This is a genomic window from Pseudomonas sp. H3(2019) (assembly GCF_007713465.1).
Lineage (GTDB): Bacteria > Pseudomonadota > Gammaproteobacteria > Pseudomonadales > Pseudomonadaceae > Aquipseudomonas.
Genome location: NZ_VMSG01000004.1, coordinates 138,781 through 157,464, shown reverse-complemented (window position 1 = coordinate 157,464; position 18,684 = coordinate 138,781). Strand labels below are relative to the sequence as shown.

Below are 18,684 nucleotides of genomic sequence, written 5' to 3'. Positions count from 1 at the left end.
GACTGGTGCGACTCATGCTGTTTCCTCAGGGCCGCGTGGCGCGGGATTACGGGTGATGAACATCGCATCACCGTAGCTGAAAAAGCGGTATCCATGCTCGATAGCGGCCTTGTAGGCGGCCATGGTTTCGGGATAACCGGCGAACGCCGAAACCAGCATCAACAGCGTGGATTCGGGCAAATGAAAGTTGGTCACCAGGGCATCGACCACATGGAACGGCCGGCCTGGGTAGATAAAGATATCGGTGTCGCCACTGAACGGCTTGAGCACGCCATCGCGGGCCGCGCTTTCCAGCGAACGCACGCTGGTGGTCCCCACCGCCACCACGCGCCCACCCCGCGCACGGCACGCAGCGACCGCATCCACCACGTCCTGGCCGACTTCCAGCCATTCACTGTGCATGTGGTGATCTTCGATCTTCTCGACACGCACTGGCTGAAAGGTGCCCGCACCGACGTGCAAGGTCACGAACGCAGTCTCGATACCCTTGGCGGCAATCGCCTCGAGCAACGGCTGATCGAAATGCAGCCCAGCGGTCGGTGCCGCCACCGCGCCCAGGCGCTCGGCGTAGACCGTCTGATAACGCTCGCGGTCCGAGCCTTCGTCCGGGCGGTCTATATAAGGAGGCAACGGCATGTGCCCGACGCGGTCGAGCAACGGCAGCACTTCTTCGGCGAACCCCAGTTCGAACAACGCATCATGACGCGCGAGCATTTCAGCTTCGCCACCACCATCGATGAGGATCTTCGAACCCGGCTTCGGCGACTTGCTGGAGCGCACATGGGCCAGCACGCGATGACTGTCGAGCACCCGCTCGACCAGAATTTCCAGCTTGCCGCCGGAAGCTTTCTGGCCAAACAGCCGCGCCGGAATCACCCGGGTATTGTTGAACACCATCAAGTCGCCTGGGCGCAAATGCTCAAGCAAATCAGTGAATTGACGGTGTGCCAGAGCGCCGCTGAGCCCATCCAGGGTCAACAGGCGACTACCGCGCCGCTCAGCCAAAGGGTGGCGAGCGATCAGCGAATCAGGGAGTTCGAAAGTAAAGTCAGCAACGCGCATGATGGGGTTCGTCTAGCAGGGCCGGGAAGTCTAGCGGAATAATCAAAAATTCTCCATGTACCTGATTGACCAACGGTTATCTCATCTCTATACTTCGCCGCCATTGAGCCCTGATGGCGGAATTGGTAGACGCGGCGGATTCAAAATCCGTTTTCGAAAGGAGTGGGAGTTCGAGTCTCCCTCGGGGCACCATATAGCAGTATCTGAAAGTCTCTACCAGGCTTTCAGACCCAGAGAAACCGGCCACTTGGCCGGTTTTTTTGTGCCTGTCTATCTATCCCTGTCTCTCCCTATACGTTGTATCCCTGTATCCCTGCTTGTATCCTGAGAAAAATACCGAACTTTGGGATACAAGGATGAAGCGCGCAGACATCAAGCGCCGCCCTCTCGCTGACACGACACTTGCGGGGCTGGAGCCGGAATCAAAGGAATACCGGGAGCTCGACGGAAACGGCCTCTACTTCAGGGTCAAACCGGATGGTGGTAAATCCTGGCAGCTCCGCTACAAACGTCCGGCTGGCAATTGGGCTTGGATGGGGCTCGGGGGTTACCCGGAAGTAAGTGGTGCGTTGGCACGGGACAAAGCTGCCGATCTACGCAAAGTAGTGAGTGGCGGTGCCGATCCCCTTGAACAAAAGCGATCCGCGAAAGCTGCTATCGATGCGGCCAAAACCCGAACCTTTCGAGCTGCCGCTGATGCCTGGCTGAAGGCAAAAGAGGAAAAGGGTCTCGCACCCTCCACTCTCAACAAAATCCGCACCTACCTCGACAAAGACATACTCCCGGCACTGGGAGATAAGCCTCTAGACGAAATCACCCGTACCGACTGCGCGGAACTCCAAGCATCCATCGAAGCCAGGGACGCACACAACGTGGCTGAAAAGTGTCGCACCTGGATAAATCAGATCTTCGGTCGAGCCATTGGATTAGGCTTGACCGAAAACGACCCGGGAAGCCGACTTCGCGATATCGCTGCCCAAGCCCCCAAAACTCAACAGCATCCTCATTTGCTGGAACCTGAACTTGGCGACTTTCTGACCGCGCTAAAACACACCCCAAGCAGACTAACGGCCCGAACTGCGGCGTGGCTCTGCATATGGACGGCATCGAGACCGGGAATGGTCCGCTTAGCTGAATGGAAAGAGTTCGACCTTGATAAAGCCACCTGGACGACACCTGCCGCCAAGATGAAGATGCGGAGAGATTTCGTGTGCCCACTCCCTAAGCAGGCGTTATTCGCTTTAAAGGAACTCCAGTGTCTAACAGGGCGCAGTCGGTGGTTGTTCCCCGGCGTCGGAGCTAAGAACCCGACAATCAGTGAAAACACCATCAACAAAGTCTTTGCGACGGTTGGTTACAAAGGTCGCTTGGTCGGCCACGGAACTCGCCATACCGCCAGCACCTTGCTTAGAGAACACGGTTGGCCGAAAGAGCACGTCGAAGCGCAGCTCGCTCATAAAGAAGAGGGGATCTCTGGGATCTACAACAAGGCTCAATATTTTGATCACAGAGTGAAGATGATGCAGTGGTACGCCGATTACCTTGATCAGTTGGCTGTTGGAAATGTCCTCCACGGACAGTTCGATGAGGTGGTATGAGCGCGTATATCCATATCCCCTCCAAAATCCGTGTTACAGGTGTTACTCGTGTAACGACCTGTGGCGAACGCCCGAATTCATTGGCTCCCACGCCTGTTACACGATTGCACGTCTTCTCGTACACCCGATGTAACGCCGTTCAAACGTGTAACGCCAAAAAAAGCCCTCGTTTACTGCGGGCCGACGTCCGGCGCACGCTCATACAGCGGGACTCTCGCTGGTTACGCCTGCAAAACACAGGGCGTGGGATAGGGCGTTACACGTTGCCAGAGACACTTGGCGATGACTGATCAGCAACCCACTTCACACTCAATGCTAAGCGCTGGGCTGATCAAGTACCTCTCCGCCCAACCGCTTTACGGACTCTGCCGCGAACAACTCGCTGCTGCGTGCCACTTGATCGATCAGTGTTGCCAGCGAATCCAAACCGCTGGCATCGATAGTGATCTGAGCAGCATGTGCATCAAAACGACGATGCATGAGGAGATTATTTTCCAGTACGCCTCTACTGACAACAGAGCGCGCCTCGCTCATTGGGTTCGTCAATACAGCAACTGCTACTCGGCTTCGGACCGCGAAGCGCATGCGGCCTACATCATGGCCTGTGCTGTCAAAGCGCTGGAGATTCTTAACGATTGGATGCGCGCCGCCGATAACGCGGCCTGGTTGCATATCAAGGAAATACCGACCGACTGGCCATGGGATCTGTACTGCCGGTTTGTGGAATCTCAGGTTGATACAGCCGAGCGCACGAGGGCGCTCGACGAGTATGTCTTCTATTTGCAGCCGATCACTTCCCTGCCCTGCTTGATTGATGACGAACTGACACCCCTCGCTGATCAGGCAATGAGGTCAGCTATCCGCAGCAAAGGTGGCATTATCAGCGGGATGGAGCGAAGCCAAGACGTCAACGCCCGAGACGCTGCAATCGTTAGTCAGGCTGACCATTATTTGGCGATGGGCATGCCAAGAAAGAACGTCAAAACAGCCGTGCATGCCTGGCTGAAACGTGAAGTCGCTAAGCCTCTCAAACAGCGCCCTGAGTGGGTCACCCCCGAGACTGAAAAGGTGCTGACTCGCAAAAGCGTGGAAGCCATTCTCGAGCGCAACTTCGTGCTGTAACTGAAATTTCAATTGGAAGTGAACTGCTCACCGCCATTCAATCTCTAGACCATTGCTCTCGTCAGTCCAAATCAATCGAGAGCAATACCTATGAACACCTCTGTCACCGATTTTCCCCGCAGGTCACCTGCGAACGCCCCTTCACATTTCGATGCTTCTTCGACTTTGATCCGAATGCGAGAGTTGGAGGGCATCGTTGGAATGAAGCGCTCCACCATCTACAAACTCATGCAGCGCCCCGACATTGGCTTTCCCCAGCCCGTCAAATTGAGCAACAGCAACGCGCGCGGCGCCCCTGTCGCCTGGGTTCTTTCCGAAGTGCAGGCATGGACACGCAGCCGCATCGAGGCGCGTGACCAGGTGGCCGCATGAAGCGCAATTATTGCCCTTTCAAGGGGCCGTTTCTCGACTCCTACAGCATCGGATTTCGCCTCTATCAAGCGGGAGCAATCAACTGGCGCCACCGCACCATCGCCGGTGTGAGCTGGAACGGCGAAGAGCAAGAAGCGTTCTTTTTTAGCCCTGACGGCCTCGTTCTCCCGCTCAAAGCCAATTCTTGGGAATTGCCCGAACTGATCCGCAAAAACGCGGTGCGCAGAGAGTTTTCGAGCGTCCACGGCACCGGTTATTTCGCAATGAGCGGCAGCCGCCTCGCCTCACTGAAAACGCGTGGTATGACCGACTGGGTCACCTACTGGCTGGTGGATCAATCGGCGGGGTACGCGAACGATCCGGCGGTATGGCAACGCATCACGGATGAGGATCTCGCCGTGGAGAAAACCGCAACCGAGCGCCTTCACCACGACATGCGCCTGACCTCGGATCTTACCCAGTATGTGGATGAATGCCTCGCACAGAGCCGTGATTCGCTGGCTGTCGAACACCGCCGACGTTGCGCCGAAGACAGCAAGATCTTGGCTTGGCTCAAAGGCGAAACACCGCCGCCGCTGTTTGCCTCCGCGCAGGAGGCAGCATGAGCCGAAAGATCGCGAACAGCGCTTTCATGCACCCGTTTTCGGTATTGCGCCGAATTGGCTTTTCGCCCCGCCTCATGCAGCGCCTTGAGCGCTATCGCAGCCAACAGGACAAGCAAGGTCGCGTGGTCAGCGTACTCAGCTGGGCCGACGGCACCTGGTGTGCCCTCTCCCTCCACTGCGAAAAGACCGGAACCGTGATCGTCGATGAAGGCCAGCAAACTCAAGCCTACGAAGACGCACGATCCATGCTCAACGGTGGCTTCCTGCCCCTCCTGTCCCTGCGCTGGGAAGCCCATGCCTGAAACGAAAACGCCTCCGGGAGCGATCCGGAGGCGTTGAGGTAAATCTACATGCACGAACAATTTATGCCGCACCTGAAAAAACCGCAAGTCATGAACACAGTTGCACTTTCAAAAAACGGACGTTACTCTCTGGTCGTCGCTGCAAATTCAGCGACCGGGTTTGGCGACCCGAGTTACTTGGCGCACAGGCGCCCCAACCGACAGCAGGCGCTTTTTTTGTGCCCGCCGTTTCGTGTTATGGCAGCTGTGCGTGGGAGACCTTCGGGTCTGCCGGGTTCCAAGTTCCCGGTTCGCCAACCTGCGCACAGCTGCCACCTTATATCGTTTGGCGACGATCAGTGGCAGCTCCATCTTCAAACTTGGAGTGTCACCTATGCCTGCTCTCAATCCGTCCAAATTTCGCGCCGCTGCCCATCGGGCAATGGCTCTCGCCGCTTTACACGCCAACTCCAGCCTCGCTACACGTCTTGCCCGCTACAACGACCACATGGCCAAAGCCCGCGCACTCGAAACCGCAGGCGGTGCCCAATGAACAACGCTTTGAGTTTCGCCCTGCCTGAAGACCTGCTCTGCGTGAATCCGACCGCAGAAGCCGGTGTGCCCATCGACGCCATCACCTGCGCCATTGCTCGCGCCGACTCGGTGCTGACGCTGCTGGAGGATCACTTCGAAAACGACTCCTCGCGCCTTGCTAACCACGTCATCGCGGCCGTCCTCTGGGACGTTCGCGGCACTCTCGGCCTGATCAAAACCCTCACCTTGCACGGTGACAACACCTCCGTTCCGGCCGCGCAGAAAGGCGGTGCGCTATGACCACTTCCACCACGCTGGGCCACGCAACATTTACTCGTGTGAATGCCACCGATTTGAAGTTGTTCCGGGTCAATGCCGGAATACCGGTCGAGGATGCACTGGAGATGGTTTCGCTGCTGCAACATCACGCAAACCAGCTCAACTTCGACGCCGCCATGAGCGACAGCGGCGAGCGTTTCAGTTGGCCTGCGCTGTACTTGGGCGAGATGGCCAAAGCATTGATCGATGACATCAACGACGCGCTGTTTTTGGCGAGGGCTGACGCATGAGCCAACGCCCGAGCAACTCAGCGAAACGTCCCAGCTTCGCCGACGTGAAAACCGCCGCACTGAAAGACATTGATCGTGTCCTGTCGCACTGGCTGCCAAACGGCAAGCGCGTGGACGGCGGCAAGGAATACACCGCACCGAATCCGACCCGCAGCGACAAACGCGCCGGTTCGCTCAAGATCAATCTGAGCAAGGGCACATGGGCCGACTTCGCCACCGGTGACAAGGGCGGCGACCTGATCGATCTGGTGCGCTATCTGGACGGCGGCACCGACGTCGAGGCCTGCAAAAAGCTGGCAGACCTGTTCAACGTATCGCCCGGCGCCGCCCAGACCAAGCCAGCGTCTGCCAAGACAAAAGCACCTGAGTGGATTGCCATTCAGCCGATCCCGGCCGAGGCCATGAATAAGTGCCCGGCCAAGCATCGGCAACATGGCGCGCCGTCCAAGGTGTGGATCTACCGCGACGCGCAGGGCCAGCCGCTTATGGCGCTATACCGCTTCGACCTCGCGCCGGAAGAAGACGGCAAACCGAAGAAAGTCTTTGCTCCCCTGACATGGTGTCAGCGCGCTGATGGCCAGACCACGCAATGGCGCTGGCAGGGTCTGCCCGATCCGCGTCCACTGCTGCGCCTTGACGAACTGACCCAGCGCGCTGACGCACCGGTTATTCTCTGCGAAGGCGAGAAAGCTGCCGACGCCGCCGCCGAACTGTTGCCCGGCTACGCGGCCACCTGCTGGCCGAACGGCTCCAACTCCTGGCACAAAGCCGACCTGACACCGCTCAAGGGTCGCGAAGTGCTGTTGTGGCCGGACAACGATGTCAGCGGTAAAGCCTGCATGGAAGCCGTGGCCGACAAGCTGCGCGAAATCGGCGCCGCCTCGGTCCGGCTCATCGCGCTGGACGTGTTCAAACGTAAGCCCACACTGAAGAACGACCGCGCCGCCTTCGCCAAAGGTGGTCAATGGGTCGACGGTGACGATGCTGCCGATGCGCTCGCGAAAGGCTGGACGGCGGCGCACTTCGCCGAGCTGGAAAGCAGCGGAGAAATGTTCGGTTTGGTTGTCGAAAAGACGGAGCCTGAGCAGGCCGAGACCAAACCAGAACCGAAGACAAAAACCGCCGCCAAGCGCCCCGCAAAATCGAAAAACGACCTGATGCCCGGTGGCTTTCGCCTCACGTCCGAAGGCGTGTTTTATGCGGGCGACGACGGCGAGGCGCGGCCGGTGTGTTCGCCACTGGAAATCCTGGCTCGCACCCGCGACGACAAAGGCCAGAACTGGGGCCTATTGGTCGAGTTCGACGATCCCGACGGAGCCAAGAAACGCTGGAATATCCCGGCGCGCACCATGACCGGCGACTTCGGCAAGGACGTACTCGGACCGTTGGTAGATATGGGACTTCGCCTCGCGGGCAGCCGCTCAGGACGCAACGCACGCAACGACCTGCAGAGTTACCTCGGCGGCTTCGACAGCGCGCAACGGGCACGACTGGTCACCCGCTTGGGCTGGCACGACAGCGCCTTTCTGCTGCCAGAGCAACAGGTCGGCGCACACAGCGAACACCTACACTTTTACGAGGCGGGTTCTCAGCTTCCGCCAATCAGCGAAGCAGGCTCGCTTGAGCAGTGGCAGGAGCAGATCGGCGCACTTTGCGTCGGCAATCATCGATTGGCGTTCGTCGTCGGCGTGGCCTTTGCTGGCCCGCTGCTGCACATGCTCGGCCATGAGTCGGGCGGCTTCCACTTGTACGGCGACAGTTCAGGCGGCAAGACCACGCACCTGCAAGTTGCTGCCTCGATCTACGGCGGACCGCGTCTGGTGCGGTCGTGGCGTTCCACCGACAACGCGCTGGAATCCATCGCCGCCGCGCATTCCGATGGGCTTCTGGTGCTGGATGAAATCGGCATGTGCGATCCGCGCATCATCGGCGAGACGGTGTACATGCTCGGCAACGGCACTGGCAAGGCACGCGCCAATGATCGAGGGCAAGCAGGCCGCCAGGTACAGGAGTGGCGTCTGCTGTTTCTCTCCACCGGAGAGAAGACGCTGGCTCAGCACATGGCCGAAGCCAACAAGGAGCTGAAAGCGGGCATGGAGGTACGCATGCTCGCCGTTCCGGCCGATGCGAGCAAAGGCCTCGGCATGTTCGATGCGTTGAACGGCTTTGAGGATGCGGCGTCACTCGCCGACGCGCTCAAGGCGCGGGTAGCGAAGTATTACGGCACACCGCTTACAGCGTTTCTCACGGCGCTGTGCGAACCGGGCAAACGTCACGGTTGGTCCGCCATCCTGCGCCGCACGCTGGAAGGGTTTATCGCCCAATCGCTACCCGCATCGGCCAGCGGACAAGCACACCGTGCGGCCGCTCGCTTCGGCCTCGCGGCCGCAGCGGGTGAGTTGGCCACCGCCATGGGGATTACCGGCTGGCCCGATGGGACTGCCACTACCGCCGCTCGCGTGTGCCTCAACGCCTGGATGAACGAGCGTGGCGGCGCCGGTAACTTCGAGGGCGATGCGATCTTGGCGCGGCTGCGCCAAGTCATCGAGCGCTTCGGCGAAAGCCGTTTTACACGCTGGGAATCGACGGCGGCAAAGATCGACGAACACGGCCCGCGCACCATAGACCGCCTCGGCTTTCGTAAGACGCTCGAGCACGGACTGGGCGACGCCCTTCACACCACCAACACCTACTACGTGCTGCCCGAGTTATGGCGCTCGGAGATCTTCCGAGGCATGAACATCAACGCGGTGAACAAGGAACTGCTACAGCGCGGTGTTCTGGAACCGGGGAAGGACGGTAAGGCGTCGAGTCTCATCCGGTTGCCCGGTCTCGGCACGCAACGCTGCTACATCGTAAAGACGATTCCGGGAATGGATGAGAGCGAGGCTCGGGCTGCCTAAGGGCATCTTTGCTGATCGAGGTAGCGCCGGCTTATTCCCGGCCTCGCCAGCCACTCAACCAACCCACAATCGAATTGAGAGAGACCAGACAATGAACGAGATTCAAGACCTGAAAGACCGTCGCGACCAATTGCTGAGCGACGCCGATCAAGTGCATGCCCAACTGCTGCCTATTGAGGCCGTGCTGGAAAGTGAGGAAACCATCGAGCCGACTCAGGAGCGCGAACTACGCGACAAGTACAACGAGCTGAAACGGAATTTCGATTCACGCAAAAACAATGCCGACCTTTTGGACAGAAAGATCAGTCGCCGTGAGAGCCTCGCCGACTGCAATTGCCTGATGGCGGGATACATCGACGCGATGGACAACTGGACCGCTGATGAGCAGGAATTGAAGGAGAAGCGTCAGAGCCTCAGCACCCGCCTGGAGCAAATTCAGCAGCAGGCGGAAGAGGACATGGCGAAAGCTCGTCAGGCCGAAACGGACGCCGCCACTGCGTACGCGCAGGCAGTCGCATGGGGCGATACTGAAGGCGAGAAGAACGCCAACGCCGACGCACAAAAGGCCGCGAAGAACCTGACAACCGCCGCCGAACATAACCGTCGACAACATTTGATCATGGCCGCGCTGGAGCAGGAGCTGGTCACCGTCGATAAATACATCTCAGAAGCACAGGTAAAACATAAAGAGATAGAGCGCACCGCCCTGTTGCTTTCGCAGACGCTATTCGAGGAGAGATGGAACGAGGCCGCTAAAGCGTTGTTCGAGGTAGGCGGAAAACTATGGGCGAATTACAACCTGCTCGGCCGTGACCAGATCGGACTTATGAAGCTTGCCGTTCCAGAGCAAGGCGAGAACTTTGGGAAGTGGACGTGGGAAGAGCTATCAGCTCGCTCGCGCCAGTACCGCGCGCGGGACTTGTTCCAGCTCGACAGCCTACCGACACCGCACCAGCCTGAAGTCATGAGCAATCTGGAACAACGTAAGGATGAACGTAATGAACAAGCCGATACAGAACAGCGCCAGTTGGTCTGATACGCTCAAAACTCGGAAGGCCCATCTCAATGCCCTGTTGAAAACCATCAACGCAGGGCCGGGCAAAACTAGTCCGATACAAACGCTAACCATCAACGCGATTAAATCGGAAATGACGCACATTGACAGCCAACTGAACCGTCGAAAATAGCGCTGAACTTCTAACCAGCCCGTTTTATCTTAATAACTACGCACGACCACTCCAAACAAGGGAAAGAAAATGTCCAAACTCGCAGAGTACCGCCAGCTGGAAAAACACCTCGCTGAGCAGCTCCAGGCACTGGAAGCGATGAAAGGTAATGATGGACTGAAGAAAGAAATTGAGTTCGAAACGAAACTGCGCAAGCTGCTCGAACACTATGGGTTTAGCCTGAAGCACATCATCAACATTCTAGAGCCGCAAACCACGACGCGGCGTCCAAACGGAGCTCCGGCCGTCACCACACGCAAACCACGCGAACTCAAGGTCTACAAAAACCCGAATACTGGTGAAGTGATCGAAACCAAAGGTGGCAACCACAAAGCTTTGAAAGAGTGGAAAGCGAAACACGGAGCCAATGTCGTCGAAGGATGGCGGAAGAAGTAAATCTGCTTCACCTGAAAAAGGGCCCATGCGGGGCCCTTTTTGCTATTGGTTTCAAGCCACAAAATCACATCTCAGACCTGCGTCATTTAAGGAAAGACATAGGGGGTCATATTGTTCTGCAACAAAATTTAAGGACTGCTTTCCGCCGGAAGCAGTCGTTAGCGACCCGGCTGCTTAAAACCGATTTCTCTTCACAGAGGGCCAAAATCGAAGTGAAGCGGACACCCTCAGGGCTACCAAGATTAGCGCCCTCTTCCTCAAAAAAACCCGTGATGGCAGCTCTTTGACTTTCATCGAAACTTTAGCGTACCGCCACTGCTAACTCATGTTAAATCGTCCAAGCTGGTAGTTCTATCGAATATTTCCATATTTCGGCGGTACCTATAGATGTTTCTTGTTCATAGCCATTAGCAAAAGGGAATACTATGCTCGAAGCATTATTTTTTGCATAGAGGTAATATAAAGCAAAGCCTAGTGCTTGAGCCTTAGTAGAAAGAGGACTCAAATATAAATTAGTGATGGGCTTTTTTAACGACTCAGTTTGCACTACTTCGTGGATTCGCTCAGCGGTAGAGAATGGATCGTTGACGGGAGCATAATATCGCTGCTTGCCTCTCCCAGTCGGAAATGCTGCTTCTGGAGCCTTACTAGCCCGAACAACACTCTCTTGATACATATCTGCTCTAAGAGAAGGAAACCCCCACAATGTAACTATATTTGCGAAGTCTTTATGCTCAGCCACTTGTTTGAGCAGCTCGTGATCATAGCCAATACCGAGGAGCAAAATATCATTCGAGCTTTCATTGTTTGGTTCACCTTCAAATCCGGCGATTGATCGAACTAGCGTTACAGGACCTGCAGAAAACTTGGTATCGTCTTTTTTCTGATATCGAACAGGTTCAGAATAAATTACGTCAAATTTCAGAAGACCATAATACTGTAGCAACTTGATCAGAAATAATAAGTGCGGTCGCATAAAGCCGGTTATATCAATGCACAGTCGCTTGCCTGTCAGCGACTCAGCGTACTTCTCAAAAAACTCGTTTAAATACTCAGATTCTTCCATCTGCGACGAGTAGAACACCTCTCCGCTTACAGGGTACTCAGATTCGTTAAACTGGTATTGGGGAAAAATTAGCCATAGTTTTAGCGGCGCTTGACATTTATCGAATACGACTTTTATTCGATCGCTCAAATTATATGCAGAAATGAATACATCATACTGAGCATCAAGCGGCCAGCTTCCTTCTATGGGCAAGCGAGTTTTGTAAAAATAATCAAATCGCATCATCGTCACCAAAATTCAATGAAAGAGTATTGTTGGTGGATAGCTCTTCCATATGCGGACGATTTAACTGAGCTCTTGACTTGCCAAAATTAGGAGCCTTCATGCCTAAGGTTGCCTCGTTCAACTCCTTTTGAAAGCCTGAGCTGTCAAGCGTACCGAATATGGCTTCCGCTACGCCGTGGGGCAAGCGGACATCTCCGCGAACAGATACGGGAAGATCCCACTTGGGCGAAAGCATAGGGTTCAGTTGATATTTTTCATCGACGCGCTTGGAGTTTGCGTTGGGACGCCCTTTGGGATGGCGAAAAATATATGACCAATTTTCTGCTCGTTTGAGATTGTATTTGGCGGCTTCTGACAGCTTAGACACATCCAAGCTGAAGGCTAATGGAGATACTTCAACTGGTTTGGAGGAAAAGCGTACTTCGCGGAGATATTCGGCCAAACGCTCTACTGCACGCTGAACGTTAGGAACGTCCGCACCTGGCCTAGCGTCTTCGTCAAAGAAAAACCCGGCACTTTGTATGACAGCTTCAGCTTGAGTCAGGATTGGAATAGGCCCGTCTCGGAATGGGCGATCACCATTGAACGATGCCCATTTGTAAACATTTTGCAGTATTACCAACAGATTTCTCGGGACACAGGCTGACATTCTAACGAACGAGTCAAACCCAGCATACATTGGAGTCGGTGACTGTTTGTAATCTCGATATAACTGAGCCAACAAATCTATAGCGAAGTGCCCATATAAAGTTTTGTGCCGACCGGGCTCACCTGCAAGAAAACCTTTGCATTCTTCGGAAATTAATTCCGCTGACTTAATTAGGTCTTTTCCGCGATACCAATCTTGGTAAAGCATGAAAATGTTAGCTTTCTCAACCAGGGGATGCTCATGGATGCTGAGCAAAGAGATTATTCTTTTAGCGTCAGAAGCAGTTGCGACGGCATTATTTGTACCTTTTGAATGAAGCTGATCACGAAGCTTTTTAAAGTACGGGCGCTCGGATGACTTGGCTATTCCGACTAATTCTTTAGTGTGGCTACGATAGTAATCGTCTGAACTATACGTTTCAAAAAAACTCTGCAGTAGCCCCTTAAGTTTTTGTTCGCCCGGTTTATTCGCGAAACCGCCGTCCTCTAAACGCTTGGCGCACAACTCCCTTGAAAACTCTTTGAACGCCTCACCTTTAGACCTCAGAATTTGATCTAAATACAACGCTTTAAATTCTGAACCTTCTTTGTTTTCTTCATCAGTACCGTAATTAGCAAGCGTTTTGATGCCGTATAATCGAGCACCAAGCCTAAAGCTGCAAGGATCCATTGAATGACGAATTAGCGTATTCAAAAACTTTTGCTGATCTACGGTTAAGTTCTCAACCTCATCCACCAAATATATAAATCGAAGCTTCTCGAATATCTTTATTCGCTTCGTTACGAGCGCTGGCACGCCAAAGAGCAAAGACCCAGGACTTAGTAATATATTTACATTGAGCGCTCTAGTGAATACACAGTTATTTACACTCAGGTCGACGGCTTTCCGAAGTGAAACTATAAAATCCAAAAGACCAGTTAGGGTATTTGGTTTTTGGGTTGGCTGCTCGTCCAGCAGCAGCAACACATCGCCGACCAAGGAGTTGAGCTCTAGCATTAATTTGTGATCGAACTTTGATAGATCTATCAGAGTAAGTATCAAGTTTTCAACCAATCTTAGCTCAAAATAATAATTAAACAGCGTCCCCCACTTTTCTCCGTCCTGGCCTTTCCCGGAAAACTTTCCCGTATCTAGAGTGTTAGCACGGAGGAAAATTCCGATATAACCTTCGCTTACCAGCCCTTCTATCGAACGATCGGGGAATCGAAGTTTTTGCACTGGGTAGGAGCAATATCGCATCAGGTGTGTCTTACCGCTCCCCTTACCTCCGAGAATATGCATTGATGTAATCGAAGTTGGCTCGAGCAAGGCCTGTAGTTCTTGCCCTTTAAAATCAACCCAAAAATCTTTTATCTGGAGGTCGGAATAGTCAGCAGCCCGAATAAGATCAAATGGATTAGTATTATTTTCCATGATCACACTCCGTATTTTTTATCGAATCGTTTGAAAATCGGCACCCAAGAGGTTGATAATGGATTATCGAACCACATAATTGGCAAAGAATTATCAGGGGTGTTGTGCAAGAATGAGAGTAACAGCTGACCATTTTTATAACCTAAAACATGATCGCTAGGTAGTAGCTTAGCGCCGTATCCAGCAGCGATATCTTGCGCACTTTGCTTGTCTAGGCCACTGGGAAGGTTAGCGAATGCTCTTGCATTCGGCGAAAAACATTTAAATGTTTCATCCAATTCAAATACACAAGAAACATTATCCCCAAAGTATTCTGGTTTTCTAGCCGTCTCCAAACCTTTTGTCGTAGCAAATAAAGCGTAGTAGTGACATTCTACACCTGGAAAGCGGCGAATCTCTTTAAGTTTGTGCGAGAGATATTGTTCAATTTGCGAGCCAGACCCTAGCAAATCATCAATAAATACATACCGCTTTATACTTTTATCGTGCTGTGAAATTTGAATTTGCCCTTGATTGTCACGGGACAATTTGAAAATATCACCGCTATCAATAAACAAATCCTTCCCTAGATTATTTATCTGCCTGAAATAGTACAGAAGATGAGGGCCGCTTTCTGAAGGATTGCCTACCCCGACGAATCGGGTCTTGAGACGCTCTTCTAAAAAAAGCGGCTCGATAATACCGGGGTCTAGAGTGTCGTTATTAGCACGACGGATTTGAGATGTTATTGGGTGTCGGTATAGTGTCTGGTATACACACTTAAGCATCTCTCTAAGCAAGTCAAGCCCAAAATAGTTAACTTGTGAAAGCAGGTGTAACGCGTGCAATTTTTCATTGCTTTCATCTTTGAACTGGCCATTAAAATTTTCTAGCCAAGCTTCAACATCGGGCCAAGTTAGGCGAGAGTCCCAAGCTTGCTGAGAAAGAACTTCAATCTTACGCTTTAGTATGTCTTTTAGTTCCATTAAATAATCTTCCTCAAAACCAAGACCCACTCACGAGTTATAAGGCTGGCGGTTTTGTTGCGCTTAGTCATCAAACCTCTTGATTTGATCGAGTCGATCAGCTTCAGCCTTAGCTCCATACCCAAACTTTCACAAATCTCTAGCAAATAGTCTGAAGACATAAACTCATGCCCGCATACGATATTATTCCCAATCACCAAGACAAGTTGTCCGCCTGGCTTCAAAACTCTAAATACTTCTGTCAGAGCCTGTCGCATCTCGATCAAATAGGTGGAGGCGATAGATGCTCGCAGAGGGTTTACTTCGTATACGCACTTTAAGATCTTGTCAGCATCTTTTATGCCAGTACTCGAAAAGCTCATGTATTTCTGCTTTGGTATATGCTCTCTACCAATATTTTGGTCTTCGAGACCGCGAAGCTCGCAAGGCTTCGCAAATTCTAGCCAGCCTAAGTTAAGACTAGTCGCCCTAATGTACTTTTGCGCTCCTGCATAGGGCGGAGAAGTTATCACTAAGTCTATAGAGCTAGAAGGTAAGGGTTGTCCAGACTCAACAACTAATCTGCGCGCATCTTTCCCCGCCAGACAGGGTCTATGCGTGCCACTGTCCATGGCGGACAATTCGCGCATGCGTTTTAGGTTTGATTCGAACTGTTCCGAGAAAAAATCAATTACGCTTGTAGACTTACGATCCCTTCGACCGGGATAGTCTTTGATTTTTACTGGGACGGATAACCTTGGATCCGCCAAGCTGCTTTTTCTTGTAATCGATGAAAAAGTGACTAGGAGAAAGTCTTTAATGATGCCATTAGGTTGATGGCCTATAGCTGCTTTAAGTCGACTAAGATGTTTGATGGTTTCAGGAGTGTACCAATGCTCGATATTTACGATTTCAGGATGAGACCGAGTACGATTTTTTTTGAAGTCTGAGAGGCACTGTTTGAACGCCTCGTTAAGATCCTTTTCACAAACAAGGGTCGTCTTTGCTGAGGTAATCAAACGCGCTAATGGATTAGCATCTGCGTAGAACGCTTCACGACCGGATAGCATTGCCTCTAACGCAACTGTTCCTGTGCCTGAAAAAGGGTCAAGTACTCGACCTGCTAGGGGGCAGACCCGATCTGACGCCAAGAAGAAATGCGCAATGTGCGGCAAGAGCTTCGCTGGGTAGCTATGAATGTAGTGCGTCGCACGCTCTCCGACCTTCATCCATGGCACGAGCTCCCGGAATGAGACCTCCTGAGCCTCTCCCGAATTTATGAAGTTCGCGAGTAAGCTGTCAAGGATGGCATCAGTGGAGAACGGATACCCCTTACCTCGCCACTGGACGAATTTATTCATTCCCGTTTGCTCTAGCGAAGCACTCAAAAGAAGCTGGCAAGGTTTTTTCCGTTTGTTTGATCGTTTGTAAAATACGCTTAGCAAGACTCGATGTAGTCAGAGCCACCATTTTGGAACGCATCCTATCATTGGTGAGGGTTGGACGCTCGGTCGTGGCTCTGTGGAGGACCATTTTTTACACAAATGCGCTGATCAAAAAATCACTCATTTCTACTTTTTGAGTGGTTACGGCATCCCTACCGTTTGGGCTACCCCATAACGCGATACGACGCTTGCATGGACTATTGCCAGCCGCCATTTTTTCCGGTATTCAATGCTTGAATTGATGAAGCTGAATCGATCTGCGAATCCTTCGGTCCCATGCGCTGACCTTTTTCTGCTTTTAATTATTTCGCATGAGCGCGAGCACGCCTTTTAGAGTAAATGCGCGTCAAGGAGCGCCGCAATGTTACTTAAGACGTTACGATGAAATGAACGCTGGCCCGAAGCCGTTATCCATGGAGCGATTGGAATGACCCAAGCTTTGCAAAGGGAGCTGATGGGGGCTCGTTCCAACGGATGTGGGATCAAGAGGGGCAAAGCTCGTTTTGAAAGGCTAGTGTAGCGGTGGCTGGCGGACGTCCAGGTGTATCAACACTTCCTAATTTTGAGGGCTTCCAATGACAAGTTTGGGTCGTGAGCAGACGAAATCGAGCGCCCGATCCTGGGCGTTAATTGACAGGTGTACTGTTCTGTCTGACCGGCAGGGTACCCCGTTTGATTCGGCAGGTTGACCGAATACGTTACACCTCGCGTGATTGCTACACCTTTTATCCCAGGAAACATCAGCCAGTGTAACGCGTAATTTATTCAATAAAATCAATATGATATGCGGTTTCGTTACACTTGTAACATCAGTTACACCTTGCTTTCTATGTATCCCCCCACACCCCATCAGCAATAGCTTCCACCAGCGGAGGATTCCAGCGGGAGCCGGGGGCCCCTGAGCGTAAGAGGCATATACGGGGTCGGAAACCCGCGGGATCTTGTTAGCGGGAGAACTCCCAGCTTAGTGAACAGGTGAACCCGGTGGACTGCCTGTTCACCTATGCATTTGCCCTACGAAATGACCGATCAGAGCTCACCGTTACCGTTCCGGTAACGATCTCCCTTTTTCTTCAAGATCCTTTCAATTTCAACGATTGTATTTCAGTAAGCTGGGGCACCTTCCGCTATCAAAGCCCCGCGGGTTTCCGACCCCGTATTGGTTAGAACTCCTCAGGGGCCCCGGCAGAATTTGCCACCCCTATCCTTCACGCTGAGTGCCCAAACCCGTTACAAACCTGAAGAGTGCAGAGCGACCTCGTGCGCAGAGCTGTCGATAGACACTCGGTCAGAAAAACCGTAGCTTTCCGCAAAGCACTGCGATCTCGCTCTGAGAGCTAGCGATGTGCTCTCAGTGCCTTCCTCACTTATCCGGCAGCTAGCGGCTCGAAAATTGGCTCGCCGGAAACCTCGAAAGAAACGAGAACAATGAACATCAATTCTTACCTTTCAGAAATTGAGCACGCTGCTCGCTCGGTTATAGGCCTTCTCTGGGAGGAGCATCGACAGGTTGAAGAGCTTCGAGCTCAAGTTGAGAAGCTCAACGCTGAAGCTCGTGATGGCTATCGAAGAGCCGCAGCTTGGAAGGATTCTGAAGACCCTGACGATGTCATGGCGGGAGCAGGGATTCAGTGGGGAACCTACTTTGGCCCAGATAAACAGCGTCACGGTGTGACGGATCGTCTAACCCAGGCGCACGACCAGCTCGCCGCGCGAGCATTTTCACGATCCTCAATGGCCGCCAGCCTTTTGCAATATGCAAAACAGGGAATTTCGATCGCTCAATCGAGCCTAGATGCTTGTCCTGACGGTTACGCCATCGGCACCCAGGTGTTGAAGCAAGTGATCTGGCAGGGTAGGAATCAATCCATACACTGGGAGGAAGGTAAGCCTCACAAAGCGGTTACGACTTGTTTCGATCTGCTCATTGCAGAAGCTGGCGAACAGTTCGCCCCCTACAAAACTCAGAATCTTGCATTTGAGGTCGTGACTTTGCTGGGATGGGATTGTTATGAGACGTTCGAAGCAGATCTCCGCTCTCTGGGCTAACGATACTTAGTATCGCCCCTTAAAGAGAGACGAACGACGCCAAGCTTACGAAGGGTTTGCATGATGCCGTAAAGACTCTTCATACTTGGCCAGCAAACGCGATCATGTATCCCTACATGTATCCCGAGATAGCAAACCTCTCTGGAGGCCTTGAGTTTACTGGAACACTACAGTCTCCCTCGGGCACTAAATAAAAAAAGACCTTGAGATTCAAGGTCTTTTTTT

The 18,684-nt window shown here is 52.9% G+C and carries 17 protein-coding genes and 1 tRNA gene; 13 read left to right on the top strand and 5 right to left on the bottom strand.

All coding sequences use genetic code 11. From position 1 onward, the window contains the following. Window positions 1-12 precede the first annotated feature (12 nt). Entirely contained in the window at window positions 13-1,062 is a 1,050-nt protein-coding gene (gene queA, locus FPT12_RS06270; RefSeq protein WP_145015121.1) for a tRNA preQ1(34) S-adenosylmethionine ribosyltransferase-isomerase QueA, read from the bottom strand. A gap of 107 nt (window positions 1,063-1,169) precedes the next feature. Between queA and FPT12_RS06265 the strand changes: the two genes are divergently transcribed. The 12 genes from FPT12_RS06265 to FPT12_RS06210 all read left to right on the top strand — a co-directional run bounded on the left by FPT12_RS06265 (window position 1,170) and on the right by FPT12_RS06210 (window position 10,668). Continuing rightward, window positions 1,170-1,254: transfer RNA gene (locus tag FPT12_RS06265), tRNA-Leu, on the top strand. Window positions 1,255-1,418: 164 nt separating this feature from the next. Next, window positions 1,419-2,660, top strand: coding sequence for a tyrosine-type recombinase/integrase (locus FPT12_RS06260; RefSeq protein ID WP_145015120.1), 1,242 nt, complete (start codon window positions 1,419-1,421; stop codon window positions 2,658-2,660). A gap of 282 nt (window positions 2,661-2,942) precedes the next feature. Continuing rightward, window positions 2,943-3,782 carry a hypothetical protein gene (locus FPT12_RS27900; protein WP_256676628.1) on the top strand — a complete coding sequence of 280 codons (840 nt, stop codon included), beginning with the start codon at window positions 2,943-2,945 and terminating at the stop codon, window positions 3,780-3,782. A gap of 90 nt (window positions 3,783-3,872) precedes the next feature. After that, window positions 3,873-4,154, top strand: coding sequence for an AlpA family transcriptional regulator (locus FPT12_RS06250; protein ID WP_109787573.1), 282 nt, complete (start codon window positions 3,873-3,875; stop codon window positions 4,152-4,154). Beyond that, complete coding sequence (locus FPT12_RS06245; RefSeq protein WP_145015119.1) at window positions 4,151-4,759, top strand: hypothetical protein; 609 nt, start codon at window positions 4,151-4,153, stop codon at window positions 4,757-4,759. Before FPT12_RS06250 ends, FPT12_RS06245 begins: the two co-directional genes overlap by 4 nt. After that, complete coding sequence (locus FPT12_RS06240) at window positions 4,756-5,061, top strand: hypothetical protein (protein ID WP_109787571.1); 306 nt, start codon at window positions 4,756-4,758, stop codon at window positions 5,059-5,061. The genes FPT12_RS06245 and FPT12_RS06240 overlap by 4 nt, the downstream gene beginning before the upstream one ends. A 373-nt stretch (window positions 5,062-5,434) precedes the next feature. Next, entirely contained in the window at window positions 5,435-5,593 is a 159-nt protein-coding gene (locus tag FPT12_RS27620) for a hypothetical protein (protein ID WP_177412281.1), read from the top strand. Beyond that, the gene (locus tag FPT12_RS06235) at window positions 5,590-5,874 is read left to right on the top strand and encodes a hypothetical protein (protein ID WP_145015118.1); all 285 of its coding nucleotides are present in this window, start codon (window positions 5,590-5,592) and stop codon (window positions 5,872-5,874) included. Before FPT12_RS27620 ends, FPT12_RS06235 begins: the two co-directional genes overlap by 4 nt. Next, the gene (locus tag FPT12_RS06230; RefSeq protein ID WP_145015117.1) at window positions 5,871-6,143 is read left to right on the top strand and encodes a DUF3077 domain-containing protein; all 273 of its coding nucleotides are present in this window, start codon (window positions 5,871-5,873) and stop codon (window positions 6,141-6,143) included. Before FPT12_RS06235 ends, FPT12_RS06230 begins: the two co-directional genes overlap by 4 nt. After that, complete coding sequence (locus tag FPT12_RS06225) at window positions 6,140-9,046, top strand: DUF927 domain-containing protein (RefSeq protein ID WP_145015116.1); 2,907 nt, start codon at window positions 6,140-6,142, stop codon at window positions 9,044-9,046. Before FPT12_RS06230 ends, FPT12_RS06225 begins: the two co-directional genes overlap by 4 nt. 91 nt (window positions 9,047-9,137) lie before the next feature. Then, window positions 9,138-10,082, top strand: coding sequence for a chromosome segregation protein SMC (locus FPT12_RS06220; RefSeq protein ID WP_145015115.1), 945 nt, complete (start codon window positions 9,138-9,140; stop codon window positions 10,080-10,082). A gap of 220 nt (window positions 10,083-10,302) precedes the next feature. Next, window positions 10,303-10,668 carry a histone-like nucleoid-structuring protein, MvaT/MvaU family gene (locus tag FPT12_RS06210; RefSeq protein ID WP_145015113.1) on the top strand — a complete coding sequence of 122 codons (366 nt, stop codon included), beginning with the start codon at window positions 10,303-10,305 and terminating at the stop codon, window positions 10,666-10,668. 328 nt (window positions 10,669-10,996) lie between these two features. Here the strand turns inward: FPT12_RS06210 and FPT12_RS06205 are convergent, their stop codons facing one another. From FPT12_RS06205 to FPT12_RS06190, 4 genes are read right to left on the bottom strand one after another with little or no spacing between them, the layout of a single operon-like run. Further along, window positions 10,997-11,956, bottom strand: coding sequence for a hypothetical protein (locus FPT12_RS06205; RefSeq protein ID WP_145015112.1), 960 nt, complete (start codon window positions 11,954-11,956; stop codon window positions 10,997-10,999). After that, window positions 11,946-14,021 (bottom strand): hypothetical protein, encoded by a 2,076-nt coding sequence (locus FPT12_RS06200; protein ID WP_145015111.1) that lies wholly within the window; start codon window positions 14,019-14,021, stop codon window positions 11,946-11,948. The genes FPT12_RS06205 and FPT12_RS06200 overlap by 11 nt, the downstream gene beginning before the upstream one ends. A gap of 2 nt (window positions 14,022-14,023) precedes the next feature. Beyond that, complete coding sequence (locus FPT12_RS06195) at window positions 14,024-14,986, bottom strand: hypothetical protein (protein WP_145015110.1); 963 nt, start codon at window positions 14,984-14,986, stop codon at window positions 14,024-14,026. After that, window positions 14,986-16,326: a hypothetical protein gene (locus tag FPT12_RS06190; RefSeq protein WP_145015109.1), complete on the bottom strand. Its 1,341-nt coding sequence runs from the start codon at window positions 16,324-16,326 to the stop codon at window positions 14,986-14,988. Before FPT12_RS06190 ends, FPT12_RS06195 begins: the two co-directional genes overlap by 1 nt. 1,512 nt (window positions 16,327-17,838) lie before the next feature. Between FPT12_RS06190 and FPT12_RS06185 the strand changes: the two genes are divergently transcribed. Next, window positions 17,839-18,459 (top strand): hypothetical protein, encoded by a 621-nt coding sequence (locus FPT12_RS06185; protein WP_145015108.1) that lies wholly within the window; start codon window positions 17,839-17,841, stop codon window positions 18,457-18,459. Window positions 18,460-18,684: the final 225 nt, after the last annotated feature.

Bases quoted from the DNA above. Each gene is read 5' to 3' on its own strand.
- FPT12_RS06185 (WP_145015108.1), top strand. From the start codon at position 17,839: ATGAACATCAATTCTTACCTTTCAGAAATTGAGCACGCTGCTCGCTCG.
- FPT12_RS27620 (WP_177412281.1), top strand. From the start codon at position 5,435: ATGCCTGCTCTCAATCCGTCCAAATTTCGCGCCGCTGCCCATCGGGCA.
- FPT12_RS06195 (WP_145015110.1), bottom strand. From the start codon at position 14,986: ATGGAACTAAAAGACATACTAAAGCGTAAGATTGAAGTTCTTTCTCAG.
- FPT12_RS06200 (WP_145015111.1), bottom strand. From the start codon at position 14,021: ATGGAAAATAATACTAATCCATTTGATCTTATTCGGGCTGCTGACTAT.
- FPT12_RS06245 (WP_145015119.1), top strand. From the start codon at position 4,151: ATGAAGCGCAATTATTGCCCTTTCAAGGGGCCGTTTCTCGACTCCTAC.
- FPT12_RS06260 (WP_145015120.1), top strand. From the start codon at position 1,419: ATGAAGCGCGCAGACATCAAGCGCCGCCCTCTCGCTGACACGACACTT.
- FPT12_RS06220 (WP_145015115.1), top strand. From the start codon at position 9,138: ATGAACGAGATTCAAGACCTGAAAGACCGTCGCGACCAATTGCTGAGC.
- FPT12_RS06250 (WP_109787573.1), top strand. From the start codon at position 3,873: ATGAACACCTCTGTCACCGATTTTCCCCGCAGGTCACCTGCGAACGCC.
- FPT12_RS06190 (WP_145015109.1), bottom strand. From the start codon at position 16,326: ATGAATAAATTCGTCCAGTGGCGAGGTAAGGGGTATCCGTTCTCCACT.
- queA (WP_145015121.1), bottom strand. From the start codon at position 1,062: ATGCGCGTTGCTGACTTTACTTTCGAACTCCCTGATTCGCTGATCGCT.
- FPT12_RS06205 (WP_145015112.1), bottom strand. From the start codon at position 11,956: ATGCGATTTGATTATTTTTACAAAACTCGCTTGCCCATAGAAGGAAGC.
- FPT12_RS06235 (WP_145015118.1), top strand. From the start codon at position 5,590: ATGAACAACGCTTTGAGTTTCGCCCTGCCTGAAGACCTGCTCTGCGTG.
- FPT12_RS27900 (WP_256676628.1), top strand. From the start codon at position 2,943: ATGACTGATCAGCAACCCACTTCACACTCAATGCTAAGCGCTGGGCTG.
- FPT12_RS06210 (WP_145015113.1), top strand. From the start codon at position 10,303: ATGTCCAAACTCGCAGAGTACCGCCAGCTGGAAAAACACCTCGCTGAG.
- FPT12_RS06240 (WP_109787571.1), top strand. From the start codon at position 4,756: ATGAGCCGAAAGATCGCGAACAGCGCTTTCATGCACCCGTTTTCGGTA.
- FPT12_RS06225 (WP_145015116.1), top strand. From the start codon at position 6,140: ATGAGCCAACGCCCGAGCAACTCAGCGAAACGTCCCAGCTTCGCCGAC.
- FPT12_RS06230 (WP_145015117.1), top strand. From the start codon at position 5,871: ATGACCACTTCCACCACGCTGGGCCACGCAACATTTACTCGTGTGAAT.